Source organism: Streptomyces sp. MJM8645 (assembly GCF_001625365.1).
Lineage (GTDB): Bacteria > Actinomycetota > Actinomycetes > Streptomycetales > Streptomycetaceae > Kitasatospora.
In genome coordinates, this window is record NZ_LJJF01000001.1 from 2920388 (window position 1) to 2932904 (window position 12517).

Below are 12517 nucleotides of genomic sequence, written 5' to 3' on the forward strand. Positions count from 1 at the left end.
CTCACGCCGGGCCTGCCCGGCAGCAGCGCCCGGATCGTCAGATCCGGGCCACGCCCTCGGCCCGGGCGGCCTCGGCGACGGCCTTGGTGACCGCCGGGGCGACCCGCTCGTCGAACGGCGAGGGGATGACCTTCTGCGGCGTCAGCTCGTCGGCGACGACACCGGCCAGCGCCTTGGCGGCGGCCAGCTTCATGCCCTCGGTGATCCGGCTGGCCCGCACCTGGAGGGCGCCGGCGAAGATGCCGGGGAAGGCCAGCACGTTGTTGATCTGGTTCGGGAAGTCGCTGCGCCCGGTGGCGACGACCGCCGCGTACTTGTGTGCGACCTCGGGGTGGATCTCCGGGGTGGGGTTGGCCATCGCGAAGATGAACGCGCCCGCGGCCATGGTCGCGACGACCTCCTCCGGCACGGTGCCGCCGGAGACGCCGATGAACACGTCGGCGCCGGCCATCGCGTCGGCCAGGGTGCCCTTGAGGCCGGTGCGGTTGGTCAGTTCGGCGATCTCGGCCTTGACGTCGGTGAGGTCGCCGCGGCCGTCGTACACCACGCCCTTGCGGTCGCAGACCGCGACGTCGCCGATGCCCGCCGCCACCAGCATCTTGGCGATGGCGATGCCGGCCGCGCCGGCGCCGGAGATGACGGCCCGCAGCGAGCCGATCTCACGGCCGGTCACCTTGGCCGCGTTCCACAGGGCGGCGGTGGTGACGATCGCGGTGCCGTGCTGGTCGTCGTGGAAGACCGGGATGTCCACGGCCTCCTGGAGCCGGCGCTCGATCTCGAAGCAGCGGGGGGCGGAGATGTCCTCCAGGTTGACGCCGCCGAAGGAGGGCGCCAGCCGCACCACGGTCTCGACGATCTCGTCGACCTCGGTGCAGGCGAGCGCGATCGGCACCGCGTCCACGCCGCCGAACTGCTTGAACAGGATGGCCTTGCCCTCCATCACGGGCAGGGAGGCCTCCGGGCCGATGTCGCCGAGGCCCAGCACGGCGGTGCCGTCGGTGACCACGGCGACGGTGTTGGACTTCCAGGTGTAGTCGTTGACCAGCTCCGGCTGCTCGGCGATGGCCGTGCAGACGCGGGCGACACCGGGCGTGTAGGCGAGGGACAGGTCGTCCGCGTCGCGCACCGGGACGGTCGCCCTGATCTCCATCTTGCCGCCGCGGTGGAGCGCGAAAACGGCGTCGACCGGATCGACGGTGTCCTGGGTGCTGCTGATGATCTCCGCTGCCACGATGACCTCTTCGTCATTGATCTGGCGAGGGTGCGCGACCGACGGACAGGACGACCCGTCCGGAAACCGGAAACCGGGTACGCCGAAGCGGACCCGGGGGCTGGGTCGGGGCGCTGCCGTCGGGCGGCGCCCTCGGATGAGGGTTTTATGGGTCTTGTTGGTCCGCGTTGTGCTTCCGGGCCGAGCGTAGGTCGGACCAAGGCATCGCACCTATGCCTTTTCGTCCTCGTCACGTGCAGTTCATCGCCGAGCTGTCGCGTCACTGGGGCCCGGCGTCGGAAGCGCCGGGCTCCGGCGGCGGCAACGGTGATGGCGGCACGCGCACCCGCAGGAGTGAACGCAGACGCGCTGGGGAGTCGGCGTCCCGGATACGGAGCCACGTGATGACTTCCGTTCCCGGACACCCCGAGCCTGTCGGGGCTCGTCGGTCTGGTTCGAGCGTTCGGGGGTCACCCGGTACCGAATTCTGACACACCCGCTGCCGGGCCCGGGAGTGCGGGATGGCCGGATCGCATGTCCGCCATTTCGCGTACACCCACGCGTCACCGTGGCGGCCGCACGTCCCTGCGCCGTGGTCGACGGCGGCATCCGAGCCGGGGGCGGCGGGCCTCCGGGCACCGGGCAGAGGGATCTGCATACTTATGCACGGAGTGACAGGAACACGGAATAAGTCCGAATAGCGGACAGCCCGGGCCCTCGTTATCCGATTTTGATCTGGATGAGGGCCATCTGACCGTTCACAGATGGCAGGATTCCCCCCATCTCGGATCGAGCCGGCCACTGGTCGAGGCGGTTCGCTTGACGTCCACCTCGGCGGAGGGTGGCGGAAGCAGTACCCCGTAGCAACCTGGGCGGCCCGTCCGCACAGGCACCGCACCACCCGGCCCTGCACGTACGACGACGTACAGCGAAATACACCCGTACAGCGCCGTACGAACCTGCCGCCCCGGTGTGCCGCCCCCCGCGGCGCGCTCCGCCCGCCCTCTCCCTCAGGAGGAGATCCCCCTCATGACCGCCCGTACCCAGCGCACCCGGCTTCTCGCGGCCGGCGCGGTTGCCGCCTCCGTCACCCTCGTCCTGACCGGCTGCAGCAGCAGCAAGAGCGACGGCGGCAGCGGCGCGCCCAACGCCTCCGCGACCGTCAACGCGGTCAAGGCCGACGACAAGCTCGCCGCCCTCGTCCCCGCCGACGTCAAGTCCTCCGGCAAGCTCCTGGTCGGCGCGGACGCCTCGTACGCGCCGGACGAGTTCAAGGACGACAGCGGCAAGGTCATCGGCATGGACGTGGACCTGGCCAACGCCATCGCGGCCAAGCTCGGGCTGAAGGCCGACGTCCAGGACTCCGGCTTCACCGCGATCATCCCCGGCATCCAGTCGAACAAGTTCCAGCTCGGCATGTCGTCCTTCACGGACAACAAGGAGCGCGAGCAGGTCGTCGACATGGTGACCTACTTCAACTCCGGCAGCGCCATCGCGGTCAAGAAGGGCAACCCCGACAAGGTCGACCCCAACGACCTGTGCGGCAAGAAGGTCGCCGTCCAGACCGGCACCACCCAGGCCGACGAGATCAAGGACACCCGCAACCCGGACTGCGCCAAGAACGGGAAGCCGGGCATCCAGAACGACGGCGACAAGTTCGACCTCCAGACGGACGTCACCAACGCCGTCGTCTCCGGCCGCGACCAGGCCATGATGGCCGACTCCCAGGTCGTCGACTACGCGATCAAGCAGGCTGGCGGCCAGCTGGAGAAGCTCGGCTCCACCTACGGCGTGGCCCCCTACGGCGTCGCCGTCGCCAAGGGCTCCAAGCTCACCCCCGCGATCCAGGGCGCCGTCCAGTCGCTGATCGACGACGGCACCTACAAGCAGATCCTCACCAAGTGGGGCGTCGAGTCCGGCGCCCTCGACAAGTCGACCGTCAACGGCGCCGTGAACTGACCGTCCGCCTGCTCCATCTCTCCCCCGAGGCCACACCGTGAACTCTCTGGACAAGGGGAAGGCGGAGGAGGGACGGCCTGAGACCATCAAGGCCGTCCCGGTCCGCCACCCCGGACGCTGGGTGGGCGCCGTCGTCATCGCCCTGCTTGCGGCGATGCTGCTGAGCGCCCTCTTCACCAACCCCGCTTTCAAGTGGGACATCGTCGGGCAGTACCTGTTCCACGACAGCATCGTGCACGGCATGGTCGTCACACTGGAACTGACCGTCCTCTCCATGCTGATGGGCGTGATCGGCGGCATCGTCCTCGCCGTGATGCGCCTGTCCCCGAACCCCCTGCTCTCCGGCACCGCCTGGATGTACATCTGGGTCTTCCGCGGCACCCCGGTGCTGGTGCAGCTGGTGTTCTGGAACTTCCTCGGCCTGATCTGGGCCAAGCTGTCGATCGGCGTCCCGTGGGGGCCGGAGTTCTGGTCCGCGGACACCAACGTCCTGATCCCGACCTTCGTCGCCGCCCTGCTGGGCCTCGGCCTCAACGAGGCCGCCTACATGGCGGAGATCGTCCGCGGCGGCATCCAGTCGGTGGACGAGGGCCAGACCGAGGCCGCCCACGCGCTCGGCATGAGCCGGTTCCAGACCATGCGCCGGATCGTCCTGCCCCAGGCCATGCGGGTGATCATCCCGCCGACCGGCAACGAGACCATCTCGATGCTCAAGACCACCTCGCTGGTCAGCGTGATCTCCCTGGAGGAGATCTTCCGGGCCGGTCAGGTCATCTACTCCCGGAACTACCAGAACATCCCGCTGCTGATCGTGGTCAGCCTCTGGTACCTGTTCTTCACCTCGCTGCTGACCATCGGCCAGTACTACATCGAGCGCTACTACGCCCGCGGCTCCAACCGGACCCTCCCGCCCACCCCGGTGCAGCGGCTGCGGGGCCTGTTCGCCGGGAAGCCCGCCCCGAAGACCGGCGCCGACGTCGTCCCGGGGCTTGAGGGAGGTGGTCACGTATGACCGGCCTGAGCAAGACCCCGGCCGCCGCCACCGGGCAGCCGATGGTGCGCGCCGAGAGCGTCCACAAGTCCTACGGCTCCGTGCACGTGCTCAAGGGCATCGACCTGGAGGTCAAGCAGGGCGAGGTGTTCTGCCTGATCGGCCCCTCCGGCTCCGGCAAGTCGACCTTCCTGCGGTGCATCAACCACCTGGAGAAGATCAACGGCGGACGCCTCTGGGTGGACGGCGAACTGGTCGGCTACCAGCAGAAGGGCGACAAGCTCTACGAGCTCAAGGACCGCGAGGTCGCCGTCAAGCGGCGCGACATCGGCATGGTCTTCCAGCGCTTCAACCTGTTCCCGCACATGACGGCCGTCGAGAACGTCATGGAGGCCCCGGTCCAGGTCAAGGGCGAGAGCAAGGCCGCCGCCCGGGAGCGGGCGATGGTCCTGCTGGAGCGGGTCGGCCTCGCCGACAAGGCGAAGAACTACCCCTCCCAGCTCTCCGGCGGCCAGCAGCAGCGCGTCGCGATCGCCCGCGCGCTGGCCATGAAGCCCAAGCTGATGCTGTTCGACGAGCCCACCTCGGCGCTCGACCCCGAACTGGTCGGCGACGTCCTCGACGTCATGCGCGGCCTCGCCGAGGAGGGCATGACCATGGTGGTCGTCACCCACGAGATGGGCTTCGCCCGCGAGGTCGGCGACGCGCTGGTGTTCATGGACGGCGGTGTGGTGGTCGAGTCCGGCAACCCCCGCGAGGTGCTCACCGACCCCCGGCACGAGCGCACCCGCGCCTTCCTCTCCAAGGTGCTGTAGAACCGTACCGACCGGCGCCCGGCAGGCTGCTCCTGCCGGGCGCCGACGTTTTCCCCACCCAGGTAATAGGCTGGACGCAATCAGCCCGTTACCGACCTTTTGGAAGGACCTCCGTGGAGCTCGCCTCGTACGCCGATCTCGCCGTTCGGCTGGTGAACACCGAGGAGCCCGAACGCGGCACCGACACGCTGACGTCCGTGGACGCGGTGCGCGGCCTGTTCTCCGACTCCTCGCGGGCCGCCGCACAGGCCGACGAGTCCGACCTGCCCCGGCTGCGGGCGGTGCGGACCAGGCTGCGCGGGGTCTTCGAGGCCGCCGCCGAGGGCGACGAGATCCGGGGCGTCGACCTGCTGAACAGCCTGCTGATGGAGTACCCGGTCAGCCCGCTGGTCTCCGGGCACGACTACCTGGACGACGCCGGCCGGCCGCGCTGGCACCTGCACCTGGCCGACAACTCGCCGACCGCCACCGCGCACTTCAGCGCGGTCGCCTGCATGGGCCTGGCCGTCCACCTGACCGAGCTGGGCGCCGACCGGCTCGGCATCTGCCAGGCCGCGCCCTGCCGCAACGCCTACCTGGACACCTCGACCAACCGCTCCCGCCGCTACTGCTCGGACCGCTGCGCGACCCGCGCCAACGTCGCCGCGTACCGGGCCCGCAAGCGCCAGGAGGCCGAGGCCGCGGCACTCGGCGCCGCCGGCTAGGCCCGGCCAGGTCCCCGGCAGGGCCCAGGGGGTCAGAGCTGCTCCGCCCAGACGCCCAGGCGGCGGGCCAGGCCCGGCACCCGGGCCAGCCGGGTGCTCAGCAGCAGCCGCTCCAGCCGCCGCCCCGGCGCCAGCCAGGCCGGGCGCGGGCGCAGCCGCAGCAGCACCCGGCCGAGCACCAGTTCGTCCGGGACCGGGCCGTAGCTGCGGCTGTCGCTGTCCACCGGCCGGTTGTCGGACAGCAGCCACCAGCCCCTCGGACGCCGCTCGGCGGCCCGCTTCACCACCAGCAGGTCCTGCTGGAAGGGGTGCCGGAAGAGCACCACCGCGCCGGGCCGGATCGGCGCGCCGTAGCGCACCAGCAACTGGTCGCCCTCGCGCAGGGTCGGGACCATCGACGGGCCCGCCACGTCGACCAGCCCGAACGGCACCGCGCCGCCGCCCCGCCCCCGGGGTTCCGTGCCCGCTGGTTCCGTGCCCGCTGGTTCCGTGCCCGCTGGTTCCGTGCTCCGCGCCACGACTCCTCCTCCCGGACCGCCCGGTCCCAGTCTGCCGTACGGACCGTCACCCCGTTCGATCCGTTCGATGTCCGGATTACCCCGGTTCCGGGTCCGCCTTTTGCCCTAGGCCCACCGCCCGATCGCGAAACCCCGGGGGCGGAAGGGTAATCTCGGGCGCGGGAAGACGATCTAAGGAAGGACTCCCATGTTCTCTCGTCTGTTTGCACCGCGCGCCACCGCCCACGCCCACTGTGACCTGCCCTGCGGCGTGTACGACCCGGCGCAGGCCCGGATCGAGGCCGAGTCGGTCAAGGGCACCCAGGAGAAGTACCAGGCCAACGAGGACCCGGCTTTCCGCACCCGCGCCCTGATCATCAAGGAGCAGCGTGCCGAGGCCGTCAAGCACCACATCTCGGTGCTGTGGAGCGACTACTTCAAGGCCCCGCACTTCGAGAAGTACCCGCAGCTGCACCAGCTGATCAACGACACCCTGAAGGCCGCCTCGGCCGCCAAGGCGTCCACCGACCCCGCCACCGGCCAGGCCCTGCTGGACCTGATCGCCGAGGTCGACAAGATCTTCTGGGAGACCAAGCAGGCCTGAGCCTGACGCGTCGCCACCCGACCGCCCCCGTCCGCGAGCCCGGACGGGGGCGGTCGTGCGTTCACGCCCCATCCGAGCCCGGTAAGGGTTGCCTAGCCTGAGTGGCTGTTATGCTGCCAGGGCGTCCGAGGGGGAAGTCCGGTGTGAATCCGGCGCTGACCCGCAACGGTGAGCACGGCCTTCGGGGCCGCGCCAGCCCGATCGCCCCCGGCCGCTGAACTCCCGACAACTCGCCGTGGACTGCGAGGGGATGGCGCCCGGGCCCGCGCCCGACCGGTGCCGCCCCCGCGCACCCGCGGCCCGAGGCAAGGCGCACCGTGAGCAGCACCGCAGCCGCGGGCAGTGGCGCAACGAGCCCGCCCGCCCGCCGAATACCCGCCCTCCCGCTCGCCGTCGGCCTGGCCGCCGCCCTGCTGCTCTCGCTGCTCTGCGGCGTGGCGCTGGGCGCCTCCGGGATCGGCCTGCCCCGCGTCCTGCGGCTGCTGGCCGCCGGGCTGACGGGCGGACGGCTGGAGGCGGAGGAGGCCGCCGCCTACGCGATCGTCTGGGAGATCCGGCTGCCGCGCGCCGTGCTGGCCGCCGTGGTCGGCGCCGGGCTGGCCGCCACCGGGGTCGCCGTCCAGGCCCTGGTGCGCAACGCGCTGGCCGACCCGTTCGTGCTCGGCATCTCCTCCGGCGCGGCCGTCGGCGCCAACGCGGTGCTGCTGCTCGGCGCCTTCGCCTCGCTCGGGGTGTGGGCGATCTCGGCCTCCGCGTTCGGCTCCGCGCTGGTCGCCATGGTGCTGGTCTACCTCGCGGCGCGGACGGCCTACGGGCTCACCCCGCTGCGGCTGGTGCTCACCGGCACCGCGCTCTCCTACGGCTTCTCCGCCGTCACCGCGCTGATGGTCTTCGCGGCCGCCCGCGGCGAGGCCGCCCGGGACGCCATGATGTGGCTGCTCGGCAGCCTCGGCGGCGCCACCTGGGGCTCGGTGCCGATCGCCGCCGCCACCGTGCTGGCCGGCCTGGCGTACCTGGCCTGCGCCGCCGGCCGGCTGGACGCGCTCGCCATGGGCGACGAGACGGCCGCCTCGCTGGGCGTGGACCCGGACCGGCTGCGCCGCGAGCTGTTCGTGGTGACCGCCGCCGTCACCGGCACGGTGGTGGCCGTCAGCGGGGCGATCGGCTTCGTCGGGCTGATGGTGCCGCACCTGGCCCGGATGCTGGTCGGCGCCGGGCACCGCCGGGTGCTGCTGGTCGCGCCGCTCGCCGGGGCGCTGCTGCTGGTCTGGGTGGACATCGTCTCGCGCACCCTGCTGGCGCCCGCCGAACTGCCGGTCGGGGTGGTCACCGCGGTGCTCGGGGTGCCCTGTTTCCTGCTGCTGATGCGCCGTCGCGGCTATTCCTTCGGAGGCCGCTGATGGATCTCGCCCTGGACTCCGTCTCGGTCGAGCTGGCCGGTGCCCGGCTGGTCCACGACGTCGCCCTGGACGCCGCCGCCGGGCAGGTGGTCGGACTGATCGGACCGAACGGCAGCGGCAAGTCGACGCTGCTGCGCTGCGTCTACCGGGCGCTGCGGCCGGCAGCCGGGGCCGTCCTGCTGGACGGCACGGACCTGCACGCGCTGACCGCGCGCGAGGCCGCCCGGCGGGTGGCCGCGCTCCCCCAGGAGCACTCCGCCGAGTTCGACTTCACGGTGGCCGAGGTGGTCGCCATGGGCCGGCTGCCGCACCGGCGCGGCCTGGGTCCTGTCCGGCCGATCTTGCCGGGCCCGCGACGCCGGGCATCCCGCCTGACCGCACCCCCGGATCACCCAAGTACGGCCCAGTACGAGGACGATCCGGGCGCACGCTCAGCCGGGCGCCCAACGCCGCGGGCTGATCCGCCAAGATCGACCGGACAGGACCTGGGCGGCCCGGGCGCGGACGACCACGCGCGCTGCACCGAGGCGCTGCGCAAGGTCGGCGTCGAGCAGTTGGCCGGGCGGGGCTTCCTGAGCCTGTCCGGCGGCGAGAAGCAGCGGGTGCTGATCGCCCGCGCGCTGGTCCAGGAGCCCCGGCTGCTGGTGCTGGACGAGCCCACCAACCACCTGGACATCGCCCACCAGTTGGACGTGCTGGCGCTGGTCCGGGAGGCCGGGCCGACGGTGCTCACCGCGCTGCACGACCTCAACCTGGCGGCCGGCCACTGCGACCTGCTGTACGTGCTGCAAGCCGGCCGGATCGTCGCCTCGGGGTCGCCCGCCGAGGTGCTCCGACCCGCCCTGCTGGCCGAGGTGTTCGGCGTCCGGGCCACCCCCGTCCGGCACCCGGTGACCGGCGCCGTCCAACTGCTCTTCGACCGGATCTGACCCACCCCCCGAAGGAACCCCCGTGCGCACCAAGGCCGTTGCCATCACCGCCCTGCTCACCCTCGGGCTCACCGCCTGCGGCGCCGAGATCGCCCCGAGCGGCGACGCCACCGCCGCCTCCGCCCACTACCCGGTGACCGTGGAGAACTGCGGCACCAAGCTCACCTTCCCGCAGAAGCCCGTCCGGACGGTGACCAACGACGTCGGCATCACCGAGCTGATGCTCGCCCTCGGCCTGGCCGACCGGATGGCCGGCTACGTGATGCCCGACGACAAGGGCCGGGTCGACCAGGTCGCCTGGAAGGACGGCTACCAGCAGACCGCGTGGCTCTCCAAGAAGGAGATCACCAAGGAGATCGTGCTGGGCGCCAAGGCCGACCTGGTCTTCGCCGGCTGGCACTACGGCTTCGACGAGGGCCGCGGCTTCACCCCGAAGGCGCTGGGGGACCTCGGCATCCCCTCGTACGTGCTCAGCGAGTCCTGCCGCAGCGGCAAGGGCACCGAGCGCGGCGTGATGTCCCCGTTGGACGCGCTCTACACCGACCTGGCCAACCTCGGCGAGATCTTCGACGTCCGCGACCGGGCGGACAAGCTGGTCGCCGGTTTCAAGGCGCAGGTCGCCGCCGCCCCACAGCCCGAGCGCCGGCCGTCCGTGTTCCTGTACGACAGCGGGCAGGACAAGCCGTACACCGCCGGGAAGTTCGCCGCGGCCGACGAGATCATCGCCAAGGCCGGCGGGGCCAACGTGATGGGCGACCTCGCGGACACCTGGGTCACCGTCGGCTGGGAGAGCGTGGTCCAGCGCGACCCCGAGGTGATCCTGATCAACAACTACGGCGAGACCGGCGCCGACGCCAAGCGCGCCTTCCTGAAGTCCTTCCCGCCGCTGGCCGGCGTCTCGGCGGTCAGGAACGACCGGATCTTCGTCCTGGACTACGTCGACCTGGTGGAGAGCCCGCGCAACCCGGCCGCGATCACCGCGCTGGCCGACTACCTGCGCACCGTCCCGGCCCGCTGACCCGCCCGCCCCCGGCCCGGGCCCCGATCAGGGCCTGGGCCGCAGGCGGGGGCGCGCAGTAGGCTCGCGGCATGATCCGCACCGCCGTCGTGACCGACGTTCCCGTCATCCTCGCCCTGATCCGCGAGCTCGCGGAGTACGAGAAGGCCCCGCAGGAGGCCGTGGCCACCGAGGAGCAGCTGCGCGACGCCCTGTTCGGCGCCAACCCGGCGCTGTTCGGCCTGATCGCCGAGGACGACGCCACCGGCGAGCCGGTCGGCTTCGCGGTCTGGTTCCTCAACTTCTCGACCTGGCGCGGCACCCACGGGATCTACCTGGAGGACCTGTACGTCCGCCCGCAGTCCCGCGGCGGCGGCCACGGCAAGGCGCTGCTGCTGGAACTGGCGCGGATCGCCGTCGAGCGCGGCTACGCGCGGGTGGAGTGGTCGGTGCTCGACTGGAACACGCCCTCGATCGACTTCTACAAGTCCCTCGGCGCGGTGCCGATGGACGGCTGGACCGTCTACCGGCTCACCGGCGAGGCGCTCGCCGCCGCCGGCGGCGGTCACTGAACGGACCGTCCGAACCCCTGCCACCCTGCGTCGCGATGGCTTACCATGAGTGACTCCCGAGCCCCGGCCGGCGTGCGGAAGGCGGTAAGGTCTCAGGCGGATACGCGGCGTCCGGTCGCCCCGCGAAGGGTATGACCGGTACGTACCGCACCACCCCTCTGGACAGTTGGGGCGAAGCAGTTGAGCCAAGCAACAGACAGTGCCGCGGCCACCGGCCCGGAAGCACAGCGCGTCACCCAGGAGGTGAGGGTGTCCCAGATCGACGGCGAGCCCGGAGTGCAGGACTTCGTGGAGGTCCGGCTGCCCGCGGCGGGTGCCTACCTCTCGGTCCTGCGAACAGCGACGGCCGGCCTGGCGGCACGGCTCGACTTCACCCTCGACGAGATCGAGGACCTGCGGATCGCGGTCGACGAGGCCTGCGCCATCCTGCTCCAGCAGGCGGTGCCAGGCTCCGTCCTGACCTGCGAGTTCCGGCTGGTCGGCGACTCGCTGAAGGTGACCGTCACCGCCCCCACCACCGACGGGAAGGCGCCCGAACGGGACACCTTCGCCTGGACGGTGCTCTCCGCCCTGGCCGGCGAGGTCGACTCCTCGGTCGGCGAGGACAAGACCGTGTCGATCAGCCTGCACAAGAAGCGCGGCGGCCCCGTCGCCCACTAGCCGGGGCGTCGACCAGCACCGCACAAGGGCCGTCCGCCCGGTCCCCGATCAGGGGCCGGGCGGGCGGCGCCCGGTACCGCCCCCCACGCGGTACGACCAACGAGACGATGCCGGGGCCCGAGGGCCCCGGTGCTCCCGGAACGGAACGGGGGAATGGCCGTGAGTGATCTGGACCGTACCGGCCTCGCGACGGCGGGACCTGCCGTACCGACCCAGGCGAGCGTTCCTGGCCTCGCCGCCAACGACGATGCGCACCCGAAGGACGCCCACCGGATGAGCCACCCGACCGAGCCGACGTCTGAACCGTCGCCCGCATCCCCGCCCCCGTCCGATCCGGCGGACGAGGCCGCGGACCTGCGCACCGCGGTGCCCGTCCAGGCGCCGGCCCCGGCCCCGGCCCCGCACCGCTCGGGCGCACCGGACCGGGAGGCGGCCCGCGCGCTGTTCGTCCGGCTGTCCGCGCTGCCCGACGGCTCCCCGGAGCGCGTCGAGCTGCGCAACCAGCTGGTGCGGATGCACATCCCGCTGGTCGAGCACCTGGCCCGGCGGTTCCGCAACCGGGGCGAGCCGCTGGACGACCTGACCCAGGTCGCCACCATCGGCCTGATCAAGTCGGTGGACCGCTTCGACCACGAGCGCGGGGTCGAGTTCTCCACCTACGCCACGCCGACCATCGTCGGCGAGATCAAACGGCACTTCCGCGACAAGGGCTGGGCGGTCCGGGTGCCGCGCCGCCTCCAGGAGCTGCGGCTGTCGCTCACCACGGCGACCAGCGAGCTCTCCCAGCGGCACGGGCGCTCCCCCACGGTGCACGAGCTCGCCGAGCACCTGGGGATCTCCGAGGAGGACGTCCTGGAGGGCCTGGAGTCCGCCAACGCGTACTCCACGCTGTCCCTGGACGTCCCGGACAGCGACGACGAGTCGCCGGCCGTGGCGGACACCCTCGGCGCCACCGACGAGGCGCTGGAGGGCGTCGAGTACCGCGAGTCGCTCAAGCCGCTGCTGGCCCAACTGCCGCCCCGGGAGCAGAAGATCCTGGTGCTGCGGTTCTTCCGGAACATGACACAGTCGCAGATCGCCGCCGAGGTGGGGATCTCCCAGATGCACGTGTCCCGCCTGCTGGCCCGGACCTTGACCCAGCTGCGGGAGAAGCTCCTGGTGGAGGAGTAGGACTGACGG

Annotated in this window: 13 protein-coding genes and 1 riboswitch; of the genes, 11 read left to right on the forward strand and 2 right to left on the reverse strand. The window is 71.7% G+C overall.

The features are described 5' to 3' along the window. Positions 1-37: 37 nt before the first annotated feature. Positions 38-1231: an NADP-dependent malic enzyme gene (locus tag A6F73_RS12355; protein WP_063347848.1), complete on the reverse strand. Its 1194-nt coding sequence runs from the start codon at positions 1229-1231 to the stop codon at positions 38-40. A gap of 1008 nt (positions 1232-2239) precedes the next feature. Between A6F73_RS12355 and A6F73_RS12360 the strand changes: the two genes are divergently transcribed. The 4 genes from A6F73_RS12360 to A6F73_RS12375 all read left to right on the forward strand — a co-directional run bounded on the left by A6F73_RS12360 (position 2240) and on the right by A6F73_RS12375 (position 5679). Beyond that, complete coding sequence (locus A6F73_RS12360; RefSeq protein WP_063347849.1) at positions 2240-3169, forward strand: ABC transporter substrate-binding protein; 930 nt, start codon at positions 2240-2242, stop codon at positions 3167-3169. A gap of 37 nt (positions 3170-3206) precedes the next feature. Then, positions 3207-4181 carry an amino acid ABC transporter permease gene (locus tag A6F73_RS12365; protein WP_063347850.1) on the forward strand — a complete coding sequence of 325 codons (975 nt, stop codon included), beginning with the start codon at positions 3207-3209 and terminating at the stop codon, positions 4179-4181. Then, on the forward strand, positions 4178-4975 hold the full coding sequence (locus tag A6F73_RS12370) for an amino acid ABC transporter ATP-binding protein (RefSeq protein ID WP_063347851.1): 798 nt from the start codon (positions 4178-4180) through the stop codon (positions 4973-4975). Before A6F73_RS12365 ends, A6F73_RS12370 begins: the two co-directional genes overlap by 4 nt. A gap of 113 nt (positions 4976-5088) precedes the next feature. Beyond that, positions 5089-5679: a CGNR zinc finger domain-containing protein gene (locus A6F73_RS12375; protein WP_063347852.1), complete on the forward strand. Its 591-nt coding sequence runs from the start codon at positions 5089-5091 to the stop codon at positions 5677-5679. Positions 5680-5711: 32 nt separating this feature from the next. Here the strand turns inward: A6F73_RS12375 and sodX are convergent, their stop codons facing one another. Further along, entirely contained in the window at positions 5712-6074 is a 363-nt protein-coding gene (gene sodX / locus A6F73_RS12380) for a nickel-type superoxide dismutase maturation protease (RefSeq protein ID WP_079136256.1), read from the reverse strand. Positions 6075-6384: 310 nt separating this feature from the next. Here sodX and sodN point away from each other — a divergent pair, with 310 nt between their 5' ends. The 7 genes from sodN to A6F73_RS12420 all read left to right on the forward strand — a co-directional run bounded on the left by sodN (position 6385) and on the right by A6F73_RS12420 (position 12508). Next, positions 6385-6780: a superoxide dismutase, Ni gene (gene sodN, locus A6F73_RS12385; RefSeq protein ID WP_063347853.1), complete on the forward strand. Its 396-nt coding sequence runs from the start codon at positions 6385-6387 to the stop codon at positions 6778-6780. Between the two features lie 88 nt (positions 6781-6868). Then, a riboswitch (cobalamin riboswitch) is annotated at positions 6869-7008 on the forward strand. Between the two features lie 89 nt (positions 7009-7097). Beyond that, positions 7098-8180, forward strand: a complete 1083-nt coding sequence (locus A6F73_RS12390) for an iron ABC transporter permease (protein WP_063347854.1) — start codon at positions 7098-7100, stop codon at positions 8178-8180. Next, a complete protein-coding gene (locus tag A6F73_RS39285) occupies positions 8180-9109 on the forward strand; it encodes an ABC transporter ATP-binding protein (RefSeq protein ID WP_079135628.1) in 930 nt (309 codons plus the stop codon). Before A6F73_RS12390 ends, A6F73_RS39285 begins: the two co-directional genes overlap by 1 nt. A gap of 22 nt (positions 9110-9131) precedes the next feature. Continuing rightward, positions 9132-10127 (forward strand): ABC transporter substrate-binding protein, encoded by a 996-nt coding sequence (locus tag A6F73_RS12405; RefSeq protein ID WP_063347855.1) that lies wholly within the window; start codon positions 9132-9134, stop codon positions 10125-10127. Between the two features lie 71 nt (positions 10128-10198). Further along, positions 10199-10678: a GNAT family N-acetyltransferase gene (locus A6F73_RS12410; protein WP_063347856.1), complete on the forward strand. Its 480-nt coding sequence runs from the start codon at positions 10199-10201 to the stop codon at positions 10676-10678. A gap of 249 nt (positions 10679-10927) precedes the next feature. Beyond that, on the forward strand, positions 10928-11338 hold the full coding sequence (locus tag A6F73_RS12415; RefSeq protein WP_063347857.1) for a hypothetical protein: 411 nt from the start codon (positions 10928-10930) through the stop codon (positions 11336-11338). Between the two features lie 159 nt (positions 11339-11497). Next, entirely contained in the window at positions 11498-12508 is a 1011-nt protein-coding gene (locus A6F73_RS12420; protein ID WP_244293368.1) for an RNA polymerase sigma factor SigF, read from the forward strand. The last annotated feature ends 9 nt before the right edge of the window (positions 12509-12517 follow it).